At 58.5% G+C, this 24,142-nt stretch carries 26 protein-coding genes and 1 pseudogene; 18 read left to right on the forward strand and 9 right to left on the reverse strand.

What is annotated here, in order from left to right; translation table 11 throughout:
• Positions 1 to 57 precede the first annotated feature (57 nt).
• The 3 genes and pseudogenes from ACM6IO_RS00115 to ACM6IO_RS00125 form a co-directional block, all read left to right on the forward strand.
• Positions 58 to 408, forward strand: a pseudogene (locus ACM6IO_RS00115) (acetyl-CoA carboxylase biotin carboxyl carrier protein subunit); the annotation flags it as partial.
• A 71-nt stretch (positions 409 to 479) separates the two neighbouring features.
• Positions 480 to 1,022 (forward strand): exonuclease domain-containing protein, encoded by a 543-nt coding sequence (locus ACM6IO_RS00120; protein WP_008030291.1) that lies wholly within the window; start codon positions 480 to 482, stop codon positions 1,020 to 1,022.
• 69 nt (positions 1,023 to 1,091) lie between these two features.
• Positions 1,092 to 1,376 carry a pyrimidine/purine nucleoside phosphorylase gene (locus tag ACM6IO_RS00125; protein WP_008030293.1) on the forward strand — a complete coding sequence of 95 codons (285 nt, stop codon included), beginning with the start codon at positions 1,092 to 1,094 and terminating at the stop codon, positions 1,374 to 1,376.
• Between the two features lie 70 nt (positions 1,377 to 1,446).
• On the opposite strand, the gene ACM6IO_RS00130 is transcribed toward ACM6IO_RS00125, so the two are convergent.
• Complete coding sequence (locus tag ACM6IO_RS00130; protein WP_192227855.1) at positions 1,447 to 2,253, reverse strand: MOSC domain-containing protein; 807 nt, start codon at positions 2,251 to 2,253, stop codon at positions 1,447 to 1,449.
• A 200-nt stretch (positions 2,254 to 2,453) separates the two neighbouring features.
• The gene (locus ACM6IO_RS00135) at positions 2,454 to 3,389 is read right to left on the reverse strand and encodes a chemotaxis protein CheV (protein WP_008044401.1); all 936 of its coding nucleotides are present in this window, start codon (positions 3,387 to 3,389) and stop codon (positions 2,454 to 2,456) included.
• 463 nt (positions 3,390 to 3,852) lie between these two features.
• Here ACM6IO_RS00135 and ACM6IO_RS00140 point away from each other — a divergent pair, with 463 nt between their 5' ends.
• From ACM6IO_RS00140 to ACM6IO_RS00150, 3 genes are all read left to right on the forward strand, one after another.
• On the forward strand, positions 3,853 to 4,323 hold the full coding sequence (locus ACM6IO_RS00140; protein ID WP_008030299.1) for a hypothetical protein: 471 nt from the start codon (positions 3,853 to 3,855) through the stop codon (positions 4,321 to 4,323).
• 345 nt (positions 4,324 to 4,668) lie between these two features.
• Positions 4,669 to 5,562, forward strand: coding sequence for a sensor histidine kinase (locus ACM6IO_RS00145; protein WP_414910737.1), 894 nt, complete (start codon positions 4,669 to 4,671; stop codon positions 5,560 to 5,562).
• On the forward strand, positions 5,559 to 6,218 hold the full coding sequence (locus ACM6IO_RS00150; RefSeq protein WP_253404499.1) for a response regulator transcription factor: 660 nt from the start codon (positions 5,559 to 5,561) through the stop codon (positions 6,216 to 6,218). The genes ACM6IO_RS00145 and ACM6IO_RS00150 overlap by 4 nt, the downstream gene beginning before the upstream one ends.
• Here the strand turns inward: ACM6IO_RS00150 and yegS are convergent.
• Positions 6,202 to 7,119, reverse strand: a complete 918-nt coding sequence (gene yegS / locus ACM6IO_RS00155) for a lipid kinase YegS (RefSeq protein ID WP_414910738.1) — start codon at positions 7,117 to 7,119, stop codon at positions 6,202 to 6,204. The genes ACM6IO_RS00150 and yegS overlap by 17 nt on opposite strands.
• 228 nt (positions 7,120 to 7,347) lie before the next feature.
• On the opposite strand from yegS, the gene ACM6IO_RS00160 reads away from it, so the two are divergent.
• Entirely contained in the window at positions 7,348 to 7,656 is a 309-nt protein-coding gene (locus tag ACM6IO_RS00160) for a hypothetical protein (protein WP_192227856.1), read from the forward strand.
• Positions 7,657 to 7,722: 66 nt separating this feature from the next.
• Here the strand turns inward: ACM6IO_RS00160 and glp are convergent, their stop codons facing one another.
• Both glp and moaB read right to left on the reverse strand, forming a co-directional pair.
• Positions 7,723 to 8,910, reverse strand: a complete 1,188-nt coding sequence (gene glp, locus ACM6IO_RS00165; protein WP_414910700.1) for a gephyrin-like molybdotransferase Glp — start codon at positions 8,908 to 8,910, stop codon at positions 7,723 to 7,725.
• A 22-nt stretch (positions 8,911 to 8,932) separates the two neighbouring features.
• The gene (gene moaB, locus ACM6IO_RS00170; RefSeq protein ID WP_008030315.1) at positions 8,933 to 9,472 is read right to left on the reverse strand and encodes a molybdenum cofactor biosynthesis protein B; all 540 of its coding nucleotides are present in this window, start codon (positions 9,470 to 9,472) and stop codon (positions 8,933 to 8,935) included.
• Positions 9,473 to 9,553: 81 nt separating this feature from the next.
• On the opposite strand from moaB, the gene mobA reads away from it, so the two are divergent.
• Positions 9,554 to 10,156, forward strand: coding sequence for a molybdenum cofactor guanylyltransferase MobA (gene mobA, locus ACM6IO_RS00175; protein ID WP_192227858.1), 603 nt, complete (start codon positions 9,554 to 9,556; stop codon positions 10,154 to 10,156).
• Between the two features lie 76 nt (positions 10,157 to 10,232).
• A complete protein-coding gene (locus tag ACM6IO_RS00180; protein WP_008030318.1) occupies positions 10,233 to 10,454 on the forward strand; it encodes a YgdI/YgdR family lipoprotein in 222 nt (73 codons plus the stop codon).
• 70 nt (positions 10,455 to 10,524) lie between these two features.
• On the opposite strand, the gene ACM6IO_RS00185 is transcribed toward ACM6IO_RS00180, so the two are convergent.
• From ACM6IO_RS00185 to ACM6IO_RS00195, 3 genes are all read right to left on the reverse strand, one after another.
• On the reverse strand, positions 10,525 to 11,415 hold the full coding sequence (locus ACM6IO_RS00185) for a pseudouridine synthase (RefSeq protein ID WP_032828803.1): 891 nt from the start codon (positions 11,413 to 11,415) through the stop codon (positions 10,525 to 10,527).
• 71 nt (positions 11,416 to 11,486) lie between these two features.
• Positions 11,487 to 11,807, reverse strand: coding sequence for a hypothetical protein (locus ACM6IO_RS00190; protein WP_008030323.1), 321 nt, complete (start codon positions 11,805 to 11,807; stop codon positions 11,487 to 11,489).
• 165 nt (positions 11,808 to 11,972) lie between these two features.
• Entirely contained in the window at positions 11,973 to 12,209 is a 237-nt protein-coding gene (locus ACM6IO_RS00195; protein WP_414910701.1) for a glutaredoxin family protein, read from the reverse strand.
• A gap of 210 nt (positions 12,210 to 12,419) precedes the next feature.
• On the opposite strand from ACM6IO_RS00195, the gene ACM6IO_RS00200 reads away from it, so the two are divergent.
• Positions 12,420 to 14,132, forward strand: a complete 1,713-nt coding sequence (locus tag ACM6IO_RS00200; RefSeq protein ID WP_414910702.1) for a cation:proton antiporter — start codon at positions 12,420 to 12,422, stop codon at positions 14,130 to 14,132.
• Position 14,133: 1 nt separating this feature from the next.
• Here the strand turns inward: ACM6IO_RS00200 and ACM6IO_RS00205 are convergent, their stop codons facing one another.
• Positions 14,134 to 15,342, reverse strand: a complete 1,209-nt coding sequence (locus ACM6IO_RS00205) for an ammonium transporter (protein ID WP_192227862.1) — start codon at positions 15,340 to 15,342, stop codon at positions 14,134 to 14,136.
• Positions 15,343 to 15,647: 305 nt separating this feature from the next.
• Between ACM6IO_RS00205 and ACM6IO_RS00210 the strand changes: the two genes are divergently transcribed.
• The 8 genes from ACM6IO_RS00210 to ACM6IO_RS00245 all read left to right on the forward strand — a co-directional run bounded on the left by ACM6IO_RS00210 (position 15,648) and on the right by ACM6IO_RS00245 (position 24,131).
• Entirely contained in the window at positions 15,648 to 15,962 is a 315-nt protein-coding gene (locus tag ACM6IO_RS00210) for a DUF883 family protein (RefSeq protein ID WP_008030332.1), read from the forward strand.
• Positions 15,963 to 15,964: 2 nt separating this feature from the next.
• The gene (locus ACM6IO_RS00215; protein WP_192227863.1) at positions 15,965 to 16,354 is read left to right on the forward strand and encodes a phage holin family protein; all 390 of its coding nucleotides are present in this window, start codon (positions 15,965 to 15,967) and stop codon (positions 16,352 to 16,354) included.
• On the forward strand, positions 16,351 to 16,692 hold the full coding sequence (locus tag ACM6IO_RS00220) for a hypothetical protein (RefSeq protein WP_008044376.1): 342 nt from the start codon (positions 16,351 to 16,353) through the stop codon (positions 16,690 to 16,692). The genes ACM6IO_RS00215 and ACM6IO_RS00220 overlap by 4 nt, the downstream gene beginning before the upstream one ends.
• A gap of 124 nt (positions 16,693 to 16,816) precedes the next feature.
• Positions 16,817 to 17,980 carry an EAL domain-containing protein gene (locus ACM6IO_RS00225; protein WP_008044374.1) on the forward strand — a complete coding sequence of 388 codons (1,164 nt, stop codon included), beginning with the start codon at positions 16,817 to 16,819 and terminating at the stop codon, positions 17,978 to 17,980.
• Positions 17,981 to 18,049: 69 nt separating this feature from the next.
• Positions 18,050 to 19,378 carry a deoxyguanosinetriphosphate triphosphohydrolase gene (locus ACM6IO_RS00230; protein WP_192227865.1) on the forward strand — a complete coding sequence of 443 codons (1,329 nt, stop codon included), beginning with the start codon at positions 18,050 to 18,052 and terminating at the stop codon, positions 19,376 to 19,378.
• Positions 19,379 to 19,553: 175 nt separating this feature from the next.
• Positions 19,554 to 19,946: a response regulator gene (locus tag ACM6IO_RS00235; RefSeq protein ID WP_414910703.1), complete on the forward strand. Its 393-nt coding sequence runs from the start codon at positions 19,554 to 19,556 to the stop codon at positions 19,944 to 19,946.
• A gap of 250 nt (positions 19,947 to 20,196) precedes the next feature.
• On the forward strand, positions 20,197 to 20,823 hold the full coding sequence (locus tag ACM6IO_RS00240; RefSeq protein ID WP_008030344.1) for a response regulator transcription factor: 627 nt from the start codon (positions 20,197 to 20,199) through the stop codon (positions 20,821 to 20,823).
• An 8-nt stretch (positions 20,824 to 20,831) separates the two neighbouring features.
• On the forward strand, positions 20,832 to 24,131 hold the full coding sequence (locus ACM6IO_RS00245) for a transporter substrate-binding domain-containing protein (protein WP_414910704.1): 3,300 nt from the start codon (positions 20,832 to 20,834) through the stop codon (positions 24,129 to 24,131).
• Positions 24,132 to 24,142: the final 11 nt, after the last annotated feature.

The following is a 24,142-nucleotide window of genomic DNA, read 5'->3' on the forward strand; positions in this document are numbered from 1 at the left end:
GAAGTCGCCGCACAGGCCTTCGAACTGAACGTCATCCAGTGTGATGGACGCTGGGCCACCCTGGACATCAACGGCATCCGCCAGCGTCATGCCTATCGTCTGGAGGCCGGACAGCTCTGGCTGTTCACCCGCCCCGGCAGCCTGCGTCTGGAGGATCGCACGCAAGCGCTGGTCAGCGGCCAGGCCAGCGTCAGCTCCGGCACGCTCAAGGCGCCAATGGACGGCGCAATTGTCGACGTGCTGGTCGCACAAGGCAGCCCGGTCAGTAAAGGCCAACTGCTGGTGGTGCTGGAAGCGATGAAAATGGAGCATCCGCTCAAGTCCGGCATCGACGGCGTGCTCAAACGCTTGCAGGTCAAGGTCGGCGATCAGGTAAAAAATCGTCAGATTTTGTTGGAGGTCGAATAAGCCGCTAGGCGGATCCGTCGGGTTTGGCTACGCTCAAGCCCTATCAGGATGCGGATACCGGGAACCCTTCAATGCCTCACTGGCTGGTGATCGATCTGGAAGCCACCACCGACGAAGGTGGCTGGCCAGTTACGGAAATGGAAATCATCGAAATCGGCGCCACGCTGGTGGACCGCCAAGGGCGTGAGCAGGACCATTTCCAGCGCTTCGTGCGACCGCTGCGACGCCCCCTGCTCACGCCGTTTTGTCGCGAGCTGACTCGCATCACCCAGGCCAATATCGACAGCGCACAGGCGCTGACCGAGGTCTGGCCGGTCTTCGAGCGCTGGCTCGGCCAACATCATTCACGGCTGGAAGGCTGGGCCAGTTGGGGCGATTACGATCGCAGGCAACTGCTTCAGGAGTGGGAGCGCTTGCAACTCGACAGCCAACTGAGTCGCGTGCCGCACATGAACCTCAAGCAGCGCTTTGCCAAGGCCCGACGGCTGGAACGCCCGCTGGGACTCAACGGCGCCCTGCAACTGGCCGGCATGCAGTTCACCGGCCAGCAGCACCGGGCACTGGAAGATGCGCGCAATACAGCGCGTCTGTTACCGCTGATTCTCCCGCTCTAGAGAGGTGACGGCGCCAAGGGCCTTGTGCATACTGGCCGGCCCTTTTTAGCCCTTTTCGAGGAATCGCCCATGTTTAAAGTCAACGAGTACTTCGACGGCACCGTCAAGTCGATCGCCTTTGGCACCGCTGAAGGTCCGGCGACCATTGGCGTCATGGCTCCGGGCGAATACGAATTCGGCACCAGCCAGCGTGAAATCATGCACGTGGTGACCGGCGCCCTGACCGTCAAACTGCCAGACAGCACCAACTGGGAAACCTTCGCCGCCGGCAGCCAGTTCAACGTGCCAGCCAACAGCAAATTCCAGCTGAAAGTGGCCGTCGACACCGCTTACCTGTGCGAATACCGCGGCTAAAACCCCGGGTTTTCACAGCGCAAAAAAATGCCCGTGTCCTTGGACACGGGCATTTTTCATTCAGGGTCGCTTATTCCAGGATCGTGACCGGCATGCCGACTTCGAGCTGGCCATTGCCGTCATTGACCAGATTCTGGCCAAACATCGCACCGTCTTCCTGGGCACGGTATTTCTGCAAGGTCGCGAGCGGTTCACGGTCATCGCTGCGCTCGCCGGTCTGCGGATCGATGGTGGTCAGAATGCAGCGCGAACACGGCTTGACCACACGAAACTCGACGTCGCCGATACGGATACGCTTCCAGCCGTCCTCGGCATACGCCTCGCTGCCCTCGATCACCAGATTCGGTCGAAAACGCAGCATCTCCAACGAACGCCCGACCTTCTGCGACAGATCCTCAAGGGACGCCTGCCCGATCAGCAGCAACGGGAAGCCATCGGCGAAGGCCACCTGATCGTCGTCCTTGCCATAACCGGCCTGTGTGGTCCGAGCGCGATCAACCGGCACTTGCACCAGGCGAGTCGGCTTGCCAATGAATCTACTGACCCAGGCCCCCGCCTCGTCACCGGCATCAGGCACACGCAAGGTGTCGCGCCAGATAGTCACGCCACGCAACTCAGCGTCGTTGGCAGGCAAGGCAATATCGATCGGCGTGTGGCCGGGAGCGCTGAGGGTCAAACCGCCCTGGGCATTCCACAACGCCGACAGCTGACTCATCTGCGCCACCGCACGCTGGGTCAGGAAGCGCCCGCTGGCCTCGTCCACCAGCATCCAGCGTCGATCCCCGTCCAGCCCCAGTTTGTCGAGACTGACCTGTTGCAGGATCTCGCCCTTGCCGGATTTCAACGGATAACGATAAAGCGCACTCAGACGCAGCATGACCAGCTCCCTGGAGGACAAAAATGCCACCCTATACGAGCTTGCTCATTGAATCAAAGACTGTGAACTGAACACTGCATACCCTGTGGGAGCGGGCTTGCTCGCGAAGGCGGTGTGACAGTCGACATAAATAATGTTAAACCGCCTTCGCGAGCAAGCCCGCTCCCACAGGTAAGCAGAGTGCAGCCTTTACATCGTGATCAGGCAGGCACTTCGTCGAGCATCAGGCGCTGACGCACCACATCGACCAGTTTGTCCGGCTGGAATTTGGAGAGGAAGTTGTCACAGCCAACCTTCTTGACCATCGAGTCGTTGAAACTGCCGGACAACGAGGTGTGCAGAACCACGTAGAGGCCGCGCAGACGCGGATCGTTACGGATCTCGGTGGTCAGGCGATAGCCGTCCATTTCCGGCATCTCGGCGTCGGTAAAGATCATCAGCAATTTGTCGGTCATGTTCACGCCGGTATCCGCCCAGCCCTTGAGCATGTTCAGCGCTTTCAAGCCATCGCTGGCAATGTGCATCTTCACGCCCAACTGGCCGAGGGTGTCGCGCAACTGCGAGAGCGCCACGTTGGAGTCGTCCACCAGCAGCACTTCACGGCCACGGGCGCGCTCCAGTATTGGATCGTCGAGCTTGTCGCGGGATACCTTGGCGTTGTACGGAACGATTTCGGCGAGGACTTTTTCGACGTCGATAATCTCCACCAACTGATCATCGACCTTGCTGATGGCAGTCAGGTAATGCTGACGGCCGGCGCTGGTCGGCGGCGGCAGAATGGCTTCCCAGTTCATGTTGACGATGCGGTCCACACCGCCAACCAGGAAAGCCTGCACGGAGCGGTTATACTCGGTGACGATGATCGTGCTGGTAGGGCTCGGCACCAGCGGACGCATGCCGATGGCCTGGGACAGGTCGATCACCGGCAACGTCTGGCCACGCAGGTTGACCACGCCGCAGACAAACGGATGGCGCTGGGGCATCAGGGTCAGTTTCGGCAGTTGCAGCACTTCCTGCACTTTGAAAACGTTGATCGCGAACAATTGCCGCCCAGCCAGGCGGAACATGAGAATTTCCAGGCGATTCTCACCCACCAGTTGCGTGCGTTGGTCTACCGTGTCGAGAATGCCGGCCATCAATGACTCCTGGTACTTGTTCTGATGAATTCACTAAAGAGGGTTATCGGCTGTTTTTTCAGGACCTTGACCCCGATGCAAAATGCCATGCCCAGGCATTGATGTCACATTAACATCATGCTTTACTGGCGCCATCACTTCATCTGCTTCACTCCCTGCGGCGCGACCCTGTTTCGTCCATTAGGTTCCCGTGCGTAAGGGATTCCCCTAGTAACAATCAGGCCCAACCTGATATTCGCAATATCCAATAGCCATTAATGTGACGCCATTCTCATTGCATGAACGGAGTCAGGCTTTTGTGTGCGATCGCAGGTCAGTGGCCATCCACCCTCTTGAACTCCTCCGCCTGCAGACAGCCCGGCTGGAGCGCGATCTCACGACGGCACGGCAACGCCATGGCGCAGATCATTCTCGCTGACACACACGACATTCCCTCATTTGACATGACGTTGTGGAGATAAGCATGCCGAACGACCGTAACGAGTGGGCCAAGCGGTTCCCGGAGTTTCTCGCCGAAGCTGAAACACTCCTGGCCAAATCCGAGGAGTGCCTGAGTCATTTGCAACTGATCAGCAATGACAAGGACGCCATCGAATGCATGCTCAGTACCCTGCTCAAGCTGGCCAACAAGGCCGATGCCCTCGCCCTGGTCGCCGTTTCGGAGTTTTCGCTGCACATTCATGGCCTGCTGAACCATGCCCAAAATCACGTCGACCTGCATGCTCAGGCGCTGGATGCGTTGAAAGACTGCTTCACATTGATGGCCTGGCAACTCGAACTGATCGATCAGACCACCGGCCAACTCAGCCTCGACGACAGTGAACAAACCTCATTGATCGAAGCCTTTGCCTACCAGGTCGGGCAAAACCAGTTTCAGCCACCGGTTAATTCCAAACCGTTCCGGCTCGTTTCCTTTACGGAACGGCAGGCTTAATTTCACCCGATAATTACTCCGTGGTTTGTATTCATATTGCCAAGATGTCACTCTGTAACTTGATCACGCTCATGTCGCAATTGAATATTTCATGCCTGTCAACGACAGCCCGATACAAGTAACTATTCCCTTCCTGCCGATAAACTTTTCCATTGTGGAACTATCGTCCAAAACCTTTATTTCCTGACTCTATAGACATATATACCGAACGCGACCAACGGTATGTTAAGTGGTATTATGCCGACCATTAGTTGACGTCAATTAATGGCAGAGTGACTCAGACAGAGACCCGTCAGTCCATTAGACCGGTCTGCCCGCAGCGAACATCCATTGGCTCCATCCGTTATGTACGCCAGCCTCAAGTCAATCACCATGTGGCCCCCCTCCCGAGTAAACGCGCGTCGGTTCACGCTTTTGTTGTGTACCTGCTCGGCGCTCGGCAGCCTGCTGATCTATGGCCTGTCCACACGCTTGCCGCTAAGTCTGCTGCTGCTCAATATTGCAGCGCTGGCGTGCGTCTGGGTACAGCATCGCCTGTCGCGCAAGTCGATAAAGTTCGAGCCTCAAGAGCTCGCCGACCGTTTATTGAAGGTTCAGGAGAACGAACGCCACCGGCTCAGTCGTGAACTGCATGACGATATTGGCCAGTTATTGACCGCGGCAAAACTTCAAAGTGAATGGCTCAAACGCCGAATGCCCGAAGAACTGCAAGAGCAATGCGCGGTGCTCTGCGGCACGCTGGAAGAAACCCTGACCAAAGTGCGTGACGTATCGGCCATCCTCAACCCCAGACAGTTGACCAGCCTGGGGCTGGAAGCCAGCCTGCGAGCGCATTTGCTCAAGACACTGGGCAATACGACGGTGAACTGGAGCCTGGAATGCCATTCACGCTTGACCGGCATCCCTGAAGAAATGGCGGTGGCCGCCTTTCGAATCACCCAGGAAGCGGTGACCAACATACTGCGCCACGCCGAGGCGAAAAATCTGTTGGTCCGCCTGCAACGCCAGCCTCAAGGCTTGACGCTGTTGATCAGCGACGACGGCCTGGGTTTCGCGCCGGCGACGGATCCGGGTCGTGAGGGGCAGCGCGGAATGGCCGGAATGTCGGAACGTATCGATCAACTGGGCGGTACATTGACCGTCACCAGCGAACCGGGCAAAGGTACTCAAATCGAAGCTCTCTTCCCCTGGGCGCCACGTGCGCTCGAACGGGCCAGTACGAATAAGGTTATGCGTTGACTTGTAACTTACTTCTGGTGGATGACCACTCGCTTATCAGGGCTGGCGTGCGCGCTCTGGTGCTGGATATTCCCGGCTACGCCGTCATCGGCGAGGCCAATGACGGCTCGCAGCTGCTCGAAATGGTCGAGCATCTGTCCCCGGACATCGTGCTGCTGGATATTTCCATGAAGGAAACCGGTGGCCTTGAAGCCTTGCAGCGCCTCAAGCGCGTACGCCCGCAAAGCAAGGTACTGATTCTGTCGATGCACACCGACCCGGCGCTCATCATGCAGGCACTGGAATCCGGCGCCCACGGTTACCTGCTCAAGGACACCACGGCCACCGAACTCGAACACGCCCTGGATGCCCTGCGCAACAACGAGCGCTACCTGAGCCCGGCCATCGCCCATACGGTCATCAACCAGGCGCTGACCCGTAACCAGAAACATCAGCCGGAACCCGCGGACTCGCACAACCTGACGGCACGTCAGCTGGAAATCCTGCGGCTGATTGTTCGCGGAAAATCCACCCGGGAAATCGCCAATGGCCTGGGTTTGAGTATCAAGACGGTCGAAACCCACCGCTCGCAAATCATGAAGCGCTTGCAGATTTACGACGTGGCGGGCCTGGTGCTGTTCGCCGTGCGCGAGCAGATCATCAGTCTGGACGATTGATCATTGCCGGAACGCTCAGCAGCGGCGAGTCCTCGGGCAAATGCACCCGCAGTGCTGCCGGGCGCGCCGAGAAACGCAAGCTGTCGCCTTCCAGTGGTTCACCATCGAGATTGATGTAAAGACCTTCCGAGACCTTGATCTCGACCCATGGCAGACGGGCGCGCACAAACATGCTGTCGATACCGAAGCCGTCGGAGAGCAAACTTTTCAACGTACCCACCACTTCCTGCGGTGCAGGCAGAATACTGATATCCAGCAGACCGTCATCCGCCAGCGCCTGTGGGCACAGCACGTGACCACCACCCGCCTGGCGGCCATTGCCGATGCCCAGTGCCAGCAGCTCGCCACTCCACTGAAAATCCGGGCCATGCAGCTCGCCATAGGCCGCATGCAACTCGCTGAAACGTGACAACCCCGTGAACAGGTAGGCCGCACCTCCGAGCACTTTCTTCAATTCCTCTGACGTGTTGGCCGTGACCTGACTGCCGAAGCCGCCCGTGGCCATATTCAGAAACACCTGCCCGCCGACCTCTCCCAGGTCGATGGCACACGGTTCAGTTTCCAGAAGATTCAAGGCTTGGGCGGGCTCCAGAGGCACACCGGCAGCGCGCGCGAAATCGTTGGCGGTTCCCAACGGCATCAGCACCAGGCTGGCCTGCGTCGACTGCGCAGCCATGGCCTCGGCAATATCACGCAACGTTCCGTCACCGCCCCCAGCGATGACCTGCCTGTAGCCTGCCGCAAGCGCCTCATCCACCAGGCGCCGTGCGTCGCCGGCCTCCCAGGTCAATCGAACAGCCAACTCCCAACCTTGTGCGCGTTTACCCTCGACCGCCGCACGAACCTCCTCGTTGAGCGCCTGCTTGCCATGCAGAATCAACTGTGCCTTGCGTTCGCTCATTGTGATCACCCCCATGTTTGCATTCCGTATGGGAGATGTTGACCGCGATGCGCACCATAAAAGTCGCAGGAAACCGAATTATTTCAAGGAGTCCGGGATTGAGGTCCTACAAGGCGGGATTTTTTCTTACAAAACCTGAGGAATCGGCTCAATTGACCCACCCGTTTGATTGGTACACCTTGGTGGCTGCGGTTTATCAGTCATCAGCAGGAATTACAGGGAAGTACCATGCAAAGCCATGACATCAGGTTACCGGGCATCCCGGTTGCACCACTCGCGGAAAGACGGGCCAAACAGCAAGCCGAATTCAATAAAAGTACAAAACCCACTGGAGAAGCCGAAATGGAACCTCGCGTCGTCGAACTGGAAACTCACCTCGAATACATCCGAAGAGACATGGATGAAGTCCGCAGTGACGTGAAGTCGATCAAACACCGGCTTGCCTATTCAGCCGGTGGCACAGCCGTGGTGCTCGGCCTTCTGGGCTGGATCGCCAACAGTCGTTTCGACCAGGTCGTGGCACTCGTCGCGCATTAAGCGTCAGCCATCAACGCAAAACCCGGTTCGATCAACCGGGTTTGCGTGGCCAGCGTGAGGCAGGTATCAGCCCAGAACTTCGCTCAGCGGGATGAAATACACGCTGTCACCTTCGATCAGCGTGTGATCCTCCAGCACTTCAACCAGACCATCGGCCCAGGCTGCGCTGCGCAGTACACCTGAACTCTGATTTTTGTAGATGATCGCCCGGCCGTTTTCCAGACGTCCACGCAAGTACTCGCGTCGACTGCCGGCTTTGGACCAGTTAAACCCTGCCGGCACCTGAAATTTCAGCGGCTCAACCACTTTTACGCCTTGGCGGCGTAATAGATAGGGCCTTGCCAACAAGGCAAAGGTCACCAGGGTCGACGCCGGGTTACCGGGTAAACCAATGACCGGAACCCCACGGAAATGTCCGAAGGTCAGCGGTTTGCCCGGTTTGATAGCGAGTTTCCACAATGTCAGCTCGCCCTCCTCCCGTAAGGCAATGCCCAGAAAATCCGCCTCACCCACCGATACACCACCGGTCGAGAGGATCAGATCGACGCTTGCCAAACTGGCAAGACGGGCACGAGTGGTCTCGAGGTCATCTGGAAGAATACCGGCGTCGATCACCTCACAACCCAATCGCTGCAACCAGCTGCAGAGCAGCACACGATTGCTGTTGTAGATCTGGCCAGGTCCCAGCGGCTTACCCGGTTCAACCAATTCATCACCGGTGGACAAAACGGCGACGCGAACTTTGCGAATCACCTCCAGCTCTGCGCATCCCAGTGAAGCAGCCAGGCCCTGCTCAATTGGCCCAAGCCGCGTGCCAGCTGGCAGAATCATTTCACCGACGGTAGTTTCCTGGCCTTGTGGCCGGATGTTTTGTCCTGGCGCCAGGGCTTCGGTGAAACGGACTCGTTCATCCGCCTGGATTTCGGCGTTTTCCTGCATCTCTACGCAGTCGGCCCCAGCAGGAACCGGCGCACCGGTGAAGATTCGCGCACAGGTGCCGGGCGTCAAAGGCGGCGGAGCGTTGCCTGCAAAAATCTTCTGGCTGACCACCAACGGCTCTCCCGCCCAGTCGGCCGCGCGCAACGCATAACCATCCATTGCACTGTTGGGCCACGGAGGAAGATCAAGCGTCGAGATCAGGTCATCGGCCAGAACACGACCCTCAAGCTGCGCCAGGGGCAGGCACTCACGCTCACGAATCGGCGTGGCTTCAGCCATTTCCAGCAAGCGCGCCAGTGCGACTTCGACAGCCATCAGGCTGCCTGTCTTGCCTGGCTTACCCACGGGATTCACAGGGCTGCGCCTGTTTCAGATGAGGCACGAAATTGCATGGGCGGTGCCGCGAATCCAGTTGCTCAGCGAGAATACCGTCCCAACCGGTTCGCACAGCGTTGGTCGAGCCGGGCAAGCAGCAGACCAGCGTGCCATTGGCCAAACCGGCCAAGGCGCGGGACTGAACAGTGGAGGAGCCAATATCCGCCACCGATATCTGCCGGAAAAGCTCGCCAAATCCATCGACCTGCTTGTCCAGCAGGCAGCTCACCGCTTCGGGCGTGCTGTCGCGCCCGGTGAATCCCGTACCACCCGTGATCAGGACAACCTGCACCACATCGTCGGCAATCCAGTTGGCGACTTGCGCGCGGATTTTGTAGAGGTCATCTTTGAGCAGAACCCGAGAGGCCAGGTTATGGCCAGCAGCGATCAAGCGGTCAACGAAGACCTGGCCTGACGTGTCGGTTTCCAGAGTACGGGTATCGCTGACAGTCAGCACCGCGATGTTGAGCGGTGCGAAAGGTACATCAGCCTTGGCTTTCATAGGCTCGTCCAGTTGTAGGAGAAACAGCCCGGTGTTATATCACAGCGCCTCCTTTTTTCGCCGCCCCCATGGAGACCTGCCATGACCTCGAATACACATTTGCCACCCTGTTCCATTCTGCTCCTGGCAGGGGGGCGCGGCCAACGCATGGGCGGCCAGGACAAAGGGCTGATCGAATGGCACGGCGCGCCACTGATCGCGCATTTGCATCGCAAGACCCGTCCGTTGAGCGATGACCTGATCATCTCCTGCAACAGGAACCTGGAAAAGTATGCGCCCTACGCCGACCAGTTGGTCCATGACGACGAAGGCGATTTCCCCGGTCCGCTGGCTGGCATGCGTGCAGGCCTGAAGGCCGCTCGTCATGCGTATCTGCTGGTATTGCCTTGTGACGTACCGCGCATCGATGCCGCGCTGCTCCACAGCATGCGCGAAACCGCCAGCCAGCATCCGGACAAACCGCTGATGCTGCGCCATGACGGACACTGGGAACCCTTGCTGTGCATCATTCCGGTTGCCCTGCGAGAAGCGTTCGAAAGTGCCTGGAATGACGGCGAACGCAGCCCGGGGCGCCTCATGCGCAAACTGGGCGCCACGGCGTTGCAATGCCCCGACAACGATCCTCGCCTGGCCAACCTCAATACACCGGAACTGTTAAGTGCCCACAACACTGTGTCAGACTGACACGAGAATGAACTTGCACGTGTCGCGAACGTCTCAAGCTCAGTTACCAAAAGAATTCATATTCGGAGACACACTCATGACTCAACGGACCCTCGCCGCTTTCATGCTCGCACTCGGCCTCGCTACCCTTGCCGGTTGCGCATCGCCTGCAGTGATCACCTTGAATGACGGTCGCGAAATCCAGGCTGTCGACTCGCCAAAATACGATAAGGAATCGGGTTTCTACGAATTTGAACAGTTGGACGGCAAACAAACCCGCGTCAACAAGGATCAAGTTCGTACCGTCAAAGAGCTGTAATCTTTGCGGCACCAACCGGATACAGAAAAGCCCGCTTTATGCGGGCTTTTTCGTGGCTGAAAAACAGCCATCACCATTGCAGGGTGATAGCGCTCTCGAAGTCTCTTTCCTCACCCGTGACCGGGTCCACAAACCGAAGCCCTTGTGCGAGCAACTTCAACGGATTGGCATAGTCGTCTTCGACATCCTTGAGCACTTGCGGATAGAACGGGTCATTGCAGATGCTGGCCCCCAAAGCCGTCATGTGCACCCGCAACTGATGCTTCTTGCCTGTCACCGGGTAAAGCGCATATCGCCAGAGATCGCCGTTCTTCTCCCTGACCTCGACGGCCGTCTCGGTATTGCTGGCGCCCGGCCCCTCTTGCATACGAAAGAAAGGCTCGCCATCAACGAGCCGACTCTTGTGGACCAAGGGAAAGGTCAGTTCCGGCAATGCCCTGGCAATAGCCTCGTAGCGCTTTTCGATCTGCCGCGTTGGAAACAACGACTGATACGCGGAACGGCTCTGAGGATTGGCTGAAAACAGCACCAGCCCCGCCGTATGCCGATCAATGCGATGCAACGGTACCAGGTGCGGGTTATCCAGCCGACGGATCAACCGTCGTAGCAGCGTCTGCTCGACATATTCACCCGCTGGCGTCACAGGCAGGAAATGCGGCTTGTCTGCCACCACCAGGTGCTCGTCCGCGTACAGAATCGACTCGACCACAGGGATCGGCTTTTCGTCCGGCACTTCCCGAAAGTAGTGAATCCGCAGGCCTTCCTTGTAAGGAAGATCAAGGGCGATTGGCGCACCGTGCCCGTCGAGGACCCGACCACGGGCGATTCGGTCCAGCCATTGCTCGCGACCGATGGCACTGAAGTGCTCGCACAGGCATTCAAGTACGGTCTGCCACGGGCCAGGCGGCAAGTAGAGCGTACTGGCCTGGCTGTGCGCAGCAGAAAAAGATGAAGTGGACATACGGAAGTTCTGACCCTCAATGCAGGACGGCATTATCCAACAGAGGCCGGACCGAACCTAGCAGAGAATCCTCAGGCCGGAATCGACTGCGTGCGCGCCGCCGCTTCAGTGAACTCCTTGAGCCAGCGCAACACATCGACCGCCTCCCAGCGACCCGGATCGTAAAGTGCGTACAACAAGCCCTGATAGCCCACGACGTCCAGCTGCCGGTGATAACCCGCGCGCTGGAACAGTGCTTCGATTTCAGCGAAACAGGTATTGAAATGCAGCTTGTTGAACGGTGTTTTTCCTTCCGTGACCAGGCCATCCAGACGCAACTCGTGGACGGCCTCACGCACTACGTCCACCGACATCCGGTTCACGCTGTTCTTCAACTGTTCGACATTGACCAAGATTCATCCCTCTGACTTCCGGGATCGCCTGCCTGAATCCGCAATAAAGAGAACACGACAGGTGATCGGAATAACTGTATGCACATACAGTAACCGAATAACCTCAATTTCGCCAATGACCGAAACGAGAACAGCGACAGATGGGAATCGAGAAAATTATCGAGGTCAGCGCAGGAACGCCACGACCTGGTCGGCACTGAATGGCCAACCCAGCTCAGCGCCGGTATCGATTCGCCGTAACACCGGAATGCGCAAACTGTAAGCTTCGAACCATGATTCGTTCTCTGCGATATCCACCAGCTCGACCAGCAGACCGCGCTCGACAAATTCCATCAGCATGGCTTCCGCCACTTCACAAAGATGGCACCCAAGGGTGCCGAAAAGCTGACATTCAGGAGGCATGAGCACACAACCCGGTAAAGTGAGCGTTTATTCTAGGCCCGCTATCAGAAGCAGTCGAGCCAATGACTCAGGCACCTTGGCAGCGGCGCATTTCCAAAGTTTTCGGCAACTCCCTGACTCAAATCACTCAAGCGCAATGTCACTTGCGCGATGCTCGCGGCTTTTTTTGCCTCTACGCTTGAGTAACTCGCACCTTGACCGGAGTTTTTTGTGTTCGCCAACCTGTTGATCATCCTCGCCTCCTCTCTGGTGGTTATTGCACTGTTCCAGCGCCTGCGCCTGCCACCGGTGCTGGGCTATTTGTGCGTGGGGTTGATGATCGGGCCGACTGCGTTCAACTGGGTCAATGAAAGCGAGGAGTTGCCCGACCTCGCCGAGCTGGGCGTGGTGTTCCTGCTGTTCTCCCTCGGGCTGGAGTTTTCCCTGACGAAAATGCTCGCGTTGCGCCACGTGGTGTTCCGGCTGGGCGGCCTGCAAGTACTGGTCACCGCGACACTGCTTGGGGGGGTGCTGATGTTGCTCGGCATGTCGGTAACCCCTGCACTGCTGCTCGGTGCCGGTCTGTCGCTGTCGTCCACCGCCATTGTCAGCAAGGAGCTGAGCAGTCTCGGCGAGATTTTCAGCAGCCACGGCCAGAACGCCATTGCGGTGCTGCTGTTCCAGGACGTCGTGGCGGTGTTGCTGCTGACCCTGGTGCCGGTGTTCGCCGGGAACAGCGATCAGGCCTGGTACTGGGCGTTACCTGTGACGCTCGGCAAGACCGTTGTGCTGTTCGTCGGGCTGTTGCTGACCAGTCGCTGGTTGCTGCCGCGGCTGTTCCATGAAGTGGCGGCGGCCCGCTCCGCCGAGCTGTTTGTGCTGCTGGCGCTGGTCATTGTGCTGCTGACCGCCTGGCTGACTCACCTGCTCGGTCTCTCCCCTGCCCTGGGGGCGTTTCTCGCCGGCATGCTGCTGGGGGAAAGTCATTACCGCCATCAAATCGAGGCCGATATCCGTCCGTTCCGCGACATTCTGCTCGGGGTGTTTTTCGTCAGCATCGGCATGTTGATCGACCTGCAGTTGTTTGCCAGCCACGGCCTGCTGATCCTCGGTCTGACCCTCGGTTTGCTGCTGATCAAAGGCTGCGTGGTCGCGCTGCTGGTCAAATGGCGCGGCAGCGATGTCGAAACCGCCTGGCGCAGCGGCCTGGCTTTGGCCCAGGGCGGCGAGTTCTGTTTTGCGCTGATGGCCCTGATGCAACAAAACAAAATGATGCCCGCCGACCTCGGCGGGCTGCTGCTGGCCGCGACCTTCTGCTCGATGCTGCTGACGCCACTGTTGCTGCGTTCGGCGCCCCGCATCGCAACGCGTCTGCACCGCAAGCCCAACGAAGAAGCCAAGCTCGACGAAATAAGCGCGCTGAACGCCGGACTGCACAGCCATGTGGTGATCTGTGGCTATGGTCGCGTCGGTCAGTCGATCGGGCGAGCGCTGCGCAATGCGCTGCAGCCCTATATCGCGCTGGACACCGATCCGGTGCGTGTCCAGGAAGCCGCCGTGGGTGAAACCTGTGTGCACTATGGCGACTCACGACGCGGTGAACTGCTGCTGGCGGTAGGACTGGCGCGCGCCAGGCTGCTGGTGATTGCCGTGGACCAGGCCGATATCGCGTTACTGATTCTCCAGGAGGCGCGCCGATTAAACTCGACCGTTCCAATCCTGGTACGCACTCGGGACGACAGCCAACTGGCCGAGTTGAAAGCAGCCGGCGCCAGCGAAGTCGTGCCCGAATTGCTGGAGTCGAGCCTGATGCTCGCCTCCCACGCGTTGATCATGCTGGGTATACCCGCGCATCAGGTCCAAGAGCGGGCCGACCAGATACGGCATGACCGCTATCGCCTGCTGCACGGTTTTTATCCCGGTGCCGACGATGAAGAAACCTGACTCAGTCCTGGCTCACGGCGCCGATCTTGTGCACCGACAGGTCCGCGCCGTAATACTCTTCTTCCTGACTCAGGCGCAGGCCATGGAACGCCTTGATCACGCCATACACGGTGAAGCCGCCGGCCAGCGCCACGACCACCCCGAGGGAGGTTCCGATCAACTGACTGACCAGGCTCACCCCACCCAGGCCACCCAGTGCGCTCTGACCGAAAATGCCACAGGCGATCCCGCCCCAGACACCGCACAGACCGTGCAACGGCCAGACACCCAATACGTCATCGATGTGCCATTTGCCTTGCGCAGCGGTAAAGCACCAGACAAACAGCGCCCCGGCGATGGCGCCGGTCACCAGCGCGCCGACCGGGTGCATCAGATCGGAACCGGCGCAAATCGCCACCAGCCCGGCCAACGGGCCGTTATGCAGAAAGCCCGGGTCATTGCGCCCAACGATCAGCGCCGCCACGGTGCCGCCCACCATGGCCATCAGCGAGTTCACCGCGACCAACCCGCTAACGCCCTGCAAGGTTTGCGCGCTCATCACGTTAAAACCGAACCAGCCCACGATGAGAATCCACGAGCCCAGGGCCAGGAAAGGAATGCTCGACGGTGCGAACGCCACCAGGCGTCCCTCGCGATAGCGACCTTGCCTCGGCCCGAGCAACAACACCGCTGCCAGCGCCAGCCAGCCGCCCATGGCATGGACTACCACCGAACCGGCGAAATCATGGAAGCTGGCACCAAAGCGCGCGAGCAACCAGGCCTGCAAGCCAAAGTTGCCATTCCAGATCATGCCCTCGAAAAAGGGATAGATGAACGCCACGATCAACGCCGTCGCACACAACTGCGGAACGAACCGGGCGCGCTCGGCGATGCCGCCGGAAATGATTGCCGGTATGGCTGCGGCGAACGTCAGCAGAAAGAAAAACTTCACCAGGCCATAGCCATGATCGGCATTGATCACCGCCGCCGGTTGCATGAAGGTGACCCCGTAGGAAATCCAATAGCCTATAAAGAAGTAGGCAAGGGTCGAAATGGCGAAGTCGCTGAGGATCTTCGACAAGGCGTTAACCTGATTCTTCTGTCGAACCGTGCCGACTTCGAGAAAGGCAAAACCGGCGTGCATGGCCAAGACCATGACTGCACCGATCAGAATGAACAACGTGTTGGAGCTATGGACCAGACTGTCCACAGCGCTTTGCAGATTTTCCATGGAGTTGGCAGACCTGAAGGCTAAAAAAGCACCAAAGCAGTTCGCGCAGACAATTCATGCACCAAGTTGCAACTTCGCCGGATCAGTCCATTGATCCCGATGAGTCACTTTGGCGCACAAGGTTGGAACCTTTGCGCGAGGTTTCATTATTTGAGATAAGGTTTTGCTCGATTCTTGCCCAGCAACAGCGCAAACACGCGGGCTGACGCACCACGACATAGCAAAAGTTGTACCAGTCATTTGTACTGAACCTTCGCGCAAGGCTCATACTCGAACGCAACAGAAGCCACTTACGGAGATCACCAATGGCCAGCATCAAGGCAAAGACTGCTCAAGAAATCCTGATGAACGACTTCCAGACCCTGGTCAGCGACACCGAGCGGTTGCTGGAACACACCGCCACATTGGCCGGTGATCAGGCGGATGAGTTGCGCGAACAGATCCACGACAGCCTGCTGCGTGCACGCGAAACCTTGAAACTGACTGAAGACTCCCTGCGCGAACGCGGCAAGGCCGCCGTCACCGCCACTGAAGACTATGTTCAGGCCAACCCATGGCAATCGGTCGGGATCGCGGCCGGCGTGGGTTTCCTGATCGGTCTGCTGGCAACACGGCGCTGATTATGGCGATCGGTGAATCCGGCTCGTCCGCGACGGGCCCAAGCTCCTCATCGCGGCGCCTGGGTGCCGCTTTCCTTGGACTGCTGCACAGCCATGTCGAACTGTTCGGCATCGAATTGCAGGAACAAAAAGCCCGCACCGTCAGCCTGCTGCTGTTCGCAGGCCTGGCGCTGGTGTTTGCCTTGCTGTTGCTGGTGGGGTTGTCGACGCTGGTGTTGATCCTGTTTTGGGACACCTATCGCCTGCCCGCCATCATCGGGCTCTGCGTGTTCTACACCCTCGCGGCCATCTTCTGCGCGATGCGCTTGAGAGCAGCGATTTTCGATGAGTCCTCGCCCTTCAATGGCACCCTGGAAGAACTGGCCAACGATCGGGAGCGTCTGCTGCCATGAGCCTGCCTGAACTGCCTCACAACAGCTCGCGCACGGAAATGCGCAAGGCGCTGATCCGTCTGCGCATGGAAATGCATCGCCAGGAAATCCGTCACGAATCCGCGCAACTGCTGCAACCCTTGCAACGTGTGCGCGGGATGACGCAAAACCTGCAAGACGGCTTCGGCATCAAGCACGCCCCGCTCTGGGGCGTAGCGGCCGTGACCCTGCTGGGCTTTTTGACCGGCAAGGGCGCCAAGAGCGGTGGCGTCAGCAGCCTGACTCGACTGGTTCGGCTAGGCACCACGCTGGGGCCGCTGATCAAGCTGATCCTGCAAGGCAACTCGCCCAAACACTGAAGCCACTAGCTGGCTGCATTCTTGCAACATCACCGGGATGAACCTCTTTATCGAGGGGTTCAAACCTGCACGCCTACCCGGCATCAGGTTCAATCCAAAAACAAGACCTTACTAAGGAGGCCTCGTGATCGACGGGCAACCGCTCGCCTGCTTTCAGCCGTTCATCGATACCGCCACCGGCCGTATCGCCGGCGTCGAAGCACTGGGCCGACTGCGTCAGGCCGACGGTCAATTGGCCTCGGTGGGTCCACTGTTCGCCGACCCGAGAACACCCGCCATCGCCCTGCGTCGCCTGGACCGCCAGATCCGCGATAACGCCCTGAGCCGTTTGCATGAAGCGCCCCCGGAGTGGTTTCTCAGCCTGAACATGTCACCGCGCTGGATCAGTCGCTTGCGTGCAGACCAGGCACTGCCGAGCCTCAAGCAATTGAGCCGGCACGGCGTCGACCCGCAGCGAATCGTGTTCGAGATCACTGAACTGGGCGGTGACATTCAGCGTCTGGCCGACGTGGTGGCGCGATACCGACACGCCGGCGCGCGAATCGCCATCGATGATTTCGGTGCCGGTTACTCACAGCTTGATCGCGTGCTGGCCCTGCAACCGGACATTCTCAAGCTCGACATGCGACTGTTCCAGGCCGCGGCGTTGGGCGGCCCCAGCAGCGACGTGGTCAAGGCCCTGGCGCAAATGGCGGAGAAAACCGGGTGCTGGATCATTGCCGAAGGGGTGGAAACCGAGGCTCAACTGAATTTTGCCCTGGAGTGCGGATCGCGTTATGTGCAGGGTTTTCTGTTTGCCCGCGCGCAAGCAGACTTCTTCGCCACAGACGCCTTCGTCGAGCGCTTCGCCCAGCTGCGTCAGCGCTATGTACAGCAAAAACTGACTGAGCGCGGTCGCCTGATGAGCATGCGCCAGCAACTTTGCGAGCTGATGGCGATTCTGCAAGCCTGGGCCCAGGCCAGCGCACCGCTCAGCGCATTGCCACAATTGGACGCCTTTCCCTGGCTCTTGCGTTTCTATCAATGCGACCGCCACGGCACCCAACTGACACCCAACCTCGAATGGCGCAACAGCGGCTGGGAGGCCGACGATCGCTACCTGGGCCATAACTGGTCATGGCGTCCGTACTTTTATCATTTGCTGGCGGAGGGTTGGGATGAGCGCCGGCTGACGCTTTCCAACACTTACCGCGACGCCACCAGCAACCAGTACTGCCTCACCGCCGGGCAATTTTTCGCCAACGGCGAGCGACTGCTGCTCATCGACATCGACGCTGCGGGGCTGTAGTTCCGCTTGCAGGTCCTGACGCGAACCGGGAAGCTTAAGGCATCAGTCACCTGACGGAGAGAATCAGCCTTGGATTGGCAAACCCTGCTTACCCGCGAACGCCTCGGAAAGCCGCTGCACAGCCCGGAAGAACTCGGCCGCAGCCCTTTCCACAAAGACCACGACCGCATCATTTTCTCGGGAGCGTTTCGCCGCCTCGGACGCAAGACCCAGGTGCATCCGGTCACCAGCAACGATCACATCCACACGCGCCTGACCCACTCGCTGGAAGTCAGTTGCGTCGGCCGCTCGCTGGGCATGCGTGTCGGTGAAACCATCCGCAGCGCCCTGCCCGACTGGTGCGAACCCAGTGACCTGGGCATGGTGGTGCAATCCGCTTGCCTGGCCCACGACATCGGCAACCCGCCCTTCGGCCACTCCGGCGAAGACGCGATCCGTCACTGGTTCCAACAGGCCGCCGGCCGCGGCTGGCTGGATGCAATGAGCGAAGCCGAACGCAATGACTTCCTCAACTTCGAAGGCAACGCCCAAGGTTTCCGGGTGCTCACGCAGCTTGAGTACCATCAGTTCGATGGCGGTACCCGGCTGACCTACGCCACGCTGGGCACTTACCTGAAATACCCATGGACGGCCATGCACGCCGATTCGCTGGGTTACAAAAAGCACAAATTCGGCTGTTATCAGAGTGAGCTGCCGCTGCTGGAGCAGATCGCCCATAAACTCGGCCTGCCGCAGCTCGAAGATCAGCGCTGGGCCCGCCATCCGCTGGTCTATCTGATGGAGGCCGCCGATGACATCTGCTACGCGCTGATCGATCTGGAAGACGGTCTGGAAATGGAGTTGCTGGAGTACGCTGAAGTCGAGTCCCTGTTGCTGGACCTGGTCGGCGACGATCTGCCGGAAACCTATCGCCTGCTCGGCCCGCGTGATTCGCGCCGACGCAAACTGGCGATCCTGCGCGGCAAAGCCATCGAACACCTGACCAACGCCGCCGCCCGCGCTTTTGTCGAGCAACAGGATGCATTGCTGGCCGGTACACTGCCCGGTGATCTGGTGGAGCACATGCACGGTCCGGCCAAGCGTTGCGTACTGAATGCCAAGGACATGGCGCGCAAGAAAATCTTTCAGGACAAGCGCAAGACCCTGCACGAAATCGGTGCCTATACCACGCTGGAAATCCTGCTCAACGCCTTCTGCGGCGCAGCCCTGGAACAGCACAACGGGCGGGCGCCTTCGTTCAAGAGTCGTCGCATCCTCGATTTGCTGGGTAACAACGCGCCAGACCCTCACGGGCCATTGCACACGTCGTTCCTGCGCATGATTGACTTCATCGCCGGCATGACCGACAGCTATGCCAGCGAAATGGCCCTGGAGATGACCGGTCGTTCGAGCCACTGACGAGAGCAGGTTGATCAGCCATTACGCCGCCTGAAATGGCTGATCAGCCTCCCAACGCCCAAGTGCACTCAACGTTCGCTGAATCGCCCTACACCTCACGTCGAGCAAGCTGATCGATTACTCGGAATACTCGCGAAATAATCACGCGTCCCAGAGACGAAGCGTGAGTAACTCCATGTTCAAAGACGACCTGCGCATCCTGCTGGTGGAAGATCATCCCTTTCAACTCAGGGCAACTCAGTACCTGCTTGAAAGTTACGGCTTCACTCAAGTGACCACCACCGACAGTGCCAAAGATGCGTTGCAGCAAATGCTCAGGGCTGTGCAACCGTTCGATATTCTATTGTGCGATCAATGTTTGCCCGACCTTCCCGGACTTGATCTTGTCCAGTTTGCCAGTCAGCGAGGAATGATCAGGCAGGCCATACTGTTAAGCAGTCTGAGTTGTACAGAGCTTGATGAAATTGAGAAAACAGCCAACGAGCGGGGGCTCCCCTTACTTGGTTATTTAATCAAACCCTTGAAACAATCCGAATTCAGAAACTTATTGACCTTGGCCTCATTATAATAACAGCACAAGTGCGATAACTGCTTTTCGATACACAACTTGAAAACAACAAACAAAAACTCCCAACAGACTGACTGATCACACACAACTTCCAGCCATCTTCATTAAAAACCTAGTTGATTCGTAGCCCCTTTCCTATTCGTTTGTAGGATTATTCCTATATTGCTGCTTGAGGTCCGTCAGTTCATGCGTCCCCTCAACTATCTGAGCTAAGGTGCGCGCTTTATTAGAGCTCGTATGGGATTTGATTATGAACTCCGTTTTTATTGTCGACGATCACCCCGTCATCCGTCTTGCCGTCCGAATGTTGCTGGAGCACGAAGGCTACAAAGTCGTCGGCGAAACCGACAATGGGGTCGATGCCATGCAGATGGTTCGCGAATGCATGCCCGACCTGGTCATTCTCGATATCAGCATTCCGAAACTGGATGGCCTCGAAGTTCTCGCCCGCTTCAACGCAATGAGTACCCCCCTGAAAACACTGGTATTAACTGCACAGTGCCCGACACTTTTCGGTATTCGCTGCATGCAGTCCGGTGCTTCAGGTTATGTATGTAAACAGGAAGACCTGAGTGAACTGGTGAGTGCTATCAAAGCAGTATTGTCCGGTTACAACTACTTCCCGAGCCAGGCCCTGAATCCTGTTCGCGGCGATGAGGTGCGCTGTGCAGAACTGGAACTGTTCAAGTCAGTCAACGACCGAGAGCTGATGGTGTTGCAACTTTTTGCCCAGGGCCGCACCAACAAGGAAATTGCCAAAGGCATGTTTCTCAGCAACAAGACTGTGAGCACCTACAAAAAAAGACTCATGCAAAAACTCAGAGCCAAATCCCTGGTTGAACTCATCGAGATGGCAAAACGTAACGCATTGGTGTGAGACACAGGATGCCCAGTCGCATAAAGGATTATCTGCTACTCATGGCCGCCGTATGCCTGACCTCTTCGGTGCTTGCCGCACAGCCTGCCAGCGAGCACTACAACCTGCTCAGTCGCTCAACGGCCGGACACCTGGACGTCCAACTGGATCAAGCACAACAACAATGGATCACCGGTAAACGGCAACTGATTCTCGGCACGTCAGCGCCGGACTACCCACCTTTCGACCTGACCGTCAGCGGCCAGGATTACGAAGGTTTCACCGCCGATTACGCGGGCCTCCTCGGCAAGGCCATCGGTTTGCCGATCAAGGTGCAGCGCTTCGCGTCCCGAGGGGCTGCGATCAAGGCGCTCGAAAAAGGCGAGGTCGATCTGCTCGGCACCGCCAATGGCTTCGAAGCTCACAACGCCGATATTGTGCTTTCAACCCCCTACGCCGTGGACCAGCCGGTTCTGGTGACACGGGAAGGAGAAACCCGATCCCTGACCGACGGCCTCGCCGGTCTGCGGTTGAGCATGGTGTATCACTATTTGCCGCTGGAGGAAGTCCGGGCCCTGTATCCCAAAGCCGTTATCACGTCTTATCCGTCCTATCAGAATGCAATCAATGCCGTGGCTTTCGACCAGGCTGACGTCTTCCTCGGCGACACCATCTCGACCCACTACATGATCAACAAGGGTTACCTGAACAATATCCGCATGGCCAACTTCGGCAAACACGAGGCCCACGGATTCAGTTTTGCCGTGCATAAAGACAACCCGGAACTGCTCGCAATCATCAACGCGATGCTCATGGCCATCCCCGCCAGCGAACGGGAAAACATTGCCGAACGCTGGAGTGCCGGCAGCGACATCCTGCTCACCGACCAGAAACTGCAGCTCACCCACCTCGAAGAACGCTGGCTCGCGCAACATCCGGTGGTGCGCGTGGTGGTCAATGAAGCCTATGCACCGCTGACGTTTTTCGACAGCGATGGCAACTTTCGCGGCGTTACCGCAGACCTGCTCGAACTGATCAGATTGCGTACCGGCCTGCGCTTCGACATCCGACGCAGCCGAAGCGATGACGAGATGATCAAACAGATCAAAGACCATCAGGCCGACGTGATCGCTGCCCTGCTCCCCAGCGATGAACGTGAAACGATCCTGAACTTCACCCGTCCCTATCTGCAAAACTCCTTTGTGTTGCTGACGCGCAAAGCCGCCGACAGCCCGACCAACCTTGAGCAACTGCAAGGCAAGCGCCTGACCATCGCCCAAGGCAATCCACTGGTGGATTACCTGCGTCGCGAGTTCCCGCGGATCAAGCTCATAGAGACGCCAGACACGTTCAGCGCGGTTGAGTTGCTCGCCGAAGGCAAAGCGGAAGGTGCGGTGAACTCTCTGGTAATCGCCAACTACTTCATGTCATCGCGTCTCTTTGAACACACGCTTCAGATCAGCACCACCATCGGCACCCGCCAAGCCGCGTTCGCCCTGGCGACCGGGCAAGACGCCAAAGAACTCAACGCCATCCTCAACAAGGCGCTGCTGAGCATCGCGCCGGAAGAACTCGGCATCATCAACAGCCGCTGGCGTGGCTATTCGGCGTCGTCGCAAAGTACCTGGCGCAACTACCAGCGATTGTTCTATCAGATCGTTATCGGTGCCGGCGTACTGCTGCTGATTTCCGCGGCGTGGAACGCTTACATGCGTCGTCAGATCAAACAACGTCAGGCGGCTGAGCGCGCGTTGAACGATCAATTGCTTGAACGGCGACAACTGTTCGACGAGCTGCGCTGCGCGAAAGATCGCGCTGATGAAGCCAATCGGGCCAAAAGCACGTTCCTGGCGACCATGAGCCATGAGATCCGCACCCCGATGAATGCAATCATCGGCATGCTCGAACTGACGCTGAGGCGGATCGATCGCAACCATCCGGATCGCCCGGCCATCGACGTGGCGTACAACTCGGCGAAGGACCTGCTGGCACTGATCGGGGACATTCTCGACATCGCCCGCATCGAATCCGGACGCCTGAGCCTGAGCCCGCAACACGTCAATCCGCTTGAAATCATCGGCTCGGTTGCAAGGATCTTCGATGGGCTGGCCCGCCAGAAAAACCTCGATCTGCGACTTGAGTTCAACCCAGCCAACCCGCCCGTCGGTGTCCTGCTGGACCCAATGCGTTTCAAGCAGGTGCTGTCGAATCTGGTCAGCAACGCCATTAAATTCACCGAGCAAGGCGAGGTCAGAATCACCGTTGAGTTGCTCCCGGGCACCGAGCCCGGGCACATCCGGATGCTGTTGCTGGTTGAGGACAGCGGCATCGGCATCAGCGAGCAAGATCAGCAACGCCTGTTCGAACCTTTCGCCCAGGCCAATGACCAAGGGCAGGCCGGCAGAGGCGGCGCCGGGTTGGGTCTGGTGATCAGCCGAAGCCTGTGCGAAATGATGGGCGGCAGCCTGCATTTGAGCAGCCAGCCGGGGGTAGGCACGCAGGTTCAGGTTTCGCTGCACCTGGCCACAGTGCCCGTCGAACAGGTGCCGAAAGCCGCCGAAGTGCCCATCCACACGACGACGCCCTTGAACGTTCTGGTGGTCGACGATCACCCGGCCAATCGCTTGCTGATGTGTCAGCAACTGGAGTTTCTGGGGCATCGATTCAGCGTCGCAGAAGACGGCGAAGCTGGACTGGAAGCGTGGAAAAACGGGCTGTTCGATCTGGTGATTGTCGATTCCAACATGCCGGTCATGAACGGATACGAGCTGACCCGCGCCATTCGCCGCCATGAACAGCATTCGAAACGACCGCCCTGCACCGTGCTCGGCTTCACCGCCAACGCACAGCCCGAAGAGCTACTGCGCTGCAAACAAGCCGGGATGGACGATTGCCTGTTCAAGCCACTGACGCTGACCGCGTTGAGCGAATGGGTGGCCGGCATCAAACCGCCCGTTCGCGATCCCGCCTTCAGCCTGCAAGGTCTGCACCTGTTGACCGGTGGCAATCCCGTGATGGACAGGCGATTGTTGACCGAGCTGCAGAGCAGTAACCGCCAGGACCTGCAAGCGCTGCGGGCATTATCCCGGTCAAAAGACCCGCGGGCTTTTCTCGACATCGCCCACAAAATCAAGGGCGCCGCGCGCATTGTCCAGGCCACCCGTTTGATGGACAGCTGCGAGGCGCTTGAGCAGGTCTGCCATGGCGTCTTCCATCAAGAAGAAGTGGCGCAATGCTGCAAAGCCATGGAGCGCGCCATGCTTGAACTGGAACAGGCATTGCAGCAACAAATTGGGCAAAACGACAAAAGCAGAATGACGGAGCCTTAACTATGCTTGGG

It is taken from the genome of Pseudomonas sp. IT-P44, from assembly GCF_949768225.1.
Taxonomy (GTDB): Bacteria; Pseudomonadota; Gammaproteobacteria; order Pseudomonadales; family Pseudomonadaceae; genus Aquipseudomonas; species Aquipseudomonas migulae.

What these genes read in the sequence shown, in the direction of transcription:
- ACM6IO_RS00120 (WP_008030291.1), top strand. Translation starts at nt 480, where the DNA reads ATGCCTCACTGGCTGGTGATCGATCTGGAAGCCACCACCGACGAAGGT.
- ACM6IO_RS00125 (WP_008030293.1), top strand. Translation starts at nt 1,092, where the DNA reads ATGTTTAAAGTCAACGAGTACTTCGACGGCACCGTCAAGTCGATCGCC.
- ACM6IO_RS00130 (WP_192227855.1), bottom strand. Translation starts at nt 2,253, where the DNA reads ATGCTGCGTCTGAGTGCGCTTTATCGTTATCCGTTGAAATCCGGCAAG.
- ACM6IO_RS00135 (WP_008044401.1), bottom strand. Translation starts at nt 3,389, where the DNA reads ATGGCCGGCATTCTCGACACGGTAGACCAACGCACGCAACTGGTGGGT.
- ACM6IO_RS00140 (WP_008030299.1), top strand. Translation starts at nt 3,853, where the DNA reads ATGCCGAACGACCGTAACGAGTGGGCCAAGCGGTTCCCGGAGTTTCTC.
- ACM6IO_RS00145 (WP_414910737.1), top strand. Translation starts at nt 4,669, where the DNA reads ATGTACGCCAGCCTCAAGTCAATCACCATGTGGCCCCCCTCCCGAGTA.
- yegS (WP_414910738.1), bottom strand. Translation starts at nt 7,119, where the DNA reads ATGAGCGAACGCAAGGCACAGTTGATTCTGCATGGCAAGCAGGCGCTC.
- ACM6IO_RS00160 (WP_192227856.1), top strand. Translation starts at nt 7,348, where the DNA reads ATGCAAAGCCATGACATCAGGTTACCGGGCATCCCGGTTGCACCACTC.
- glp (WP_414910700.1), bottom strand. Translation starts at nt 8,910, where the DNA reads ATGGCTGTCGAAGTCGCACTGGCGCGCTTGCTGGAAATGGCTGAAGCC.
- moaB (WP_008030315.1), bottom strand. Translation starts at nt 9,472, where the DNA reads ATGAAAGCCAAGGCTGATGTACCTTTCGCACCGCTCAACATCGCGGTG.
- mobA (WP_192227858.1), top strand. Translation starts at nt 9,554, where the DNA reads ATGACCTCGAATACACATTTGCCACCCTGTTCCATTCTGCTCCTGGCA.
- ACM6IO_RS00180 (WP_008030318.1), top strand. Translation starts at nt 10,233, where the DNA reads ATGACTCAACGGACCCTCGCCGCTTTCATGCTCGCACTCGGCCTCGCT.
- ACM6IO_RS00185 (WP_032828803.1), bottom strand. Translation starts at nt 11,415, where the DNA reads ATGTCCACTTCATCTTTTTCTGCTGCGCACAGCCAGGCCAGTACGCTC.
- ACM6IO_RS00195 (WP_414910701.1), bottom strand. Translation starts at nt 12,209, where the DNA reads ATGCCTCCTGAATGTCAGCTTTTCGGCACCCTTGGGTGCCATCTTTGT.
- ACM6IO_RS00205 (WP_192227862.1), bottom strand. Translation starts at nt 15,342, where the DNA reads ATGGAAAATCTGCAAAGCGCTGTGGACAGTCTGGTCCATAGCTCCAAC.
- ACM6IO_RS00210 (WP_008030332.1), top strand. Translation starts at nt 15,648, where the DNA reads ATGGCCAGCATCAAGGCAAAGACTGCTCAAGAAATCCTGATGAACGAC.
- ACM6IO_RS00215 (WP_192227863.1), top strand. Translation starts at nt 15,965, where the DNA reads ATGGCGATCGGTGAATCCGGCTCGTCCGCGACGGGCCCAAGCTCCTCA.
- ACM6IO_RS00220 (WP_008044376.1), top strand. Translation starts at nt 16,351, where the DNA reads ATGAGCCTGCCTGAACTGCCTCACAACAGCTCGCGCACGGAAATGCGC.
- ACM6IO_RS00235 (WP_414910703.1), top strand. Translation starts at nt 19,554, where the DNA reads ATGTTCAAAGACGACCTGCGCATCCTGCTGGTGGAAGATCATCCCTTT.
- ACM6IO_RS00240 (WP_008030344.1), top strand. Translation starts at nt 20,197, where the DNA reads ATGAACTCCGTTTTTATTGTCGACGATCACCCCGTCATCCGTCTTGCC.
- ACM6IO_RS00245 (WP_414910704.1), top strand. Translation starts at nt 20,832, where the DNA reads ATGCCCAGTCGCATAAAGGATTATCTGCTACTCATGGCCGCCGTATGC.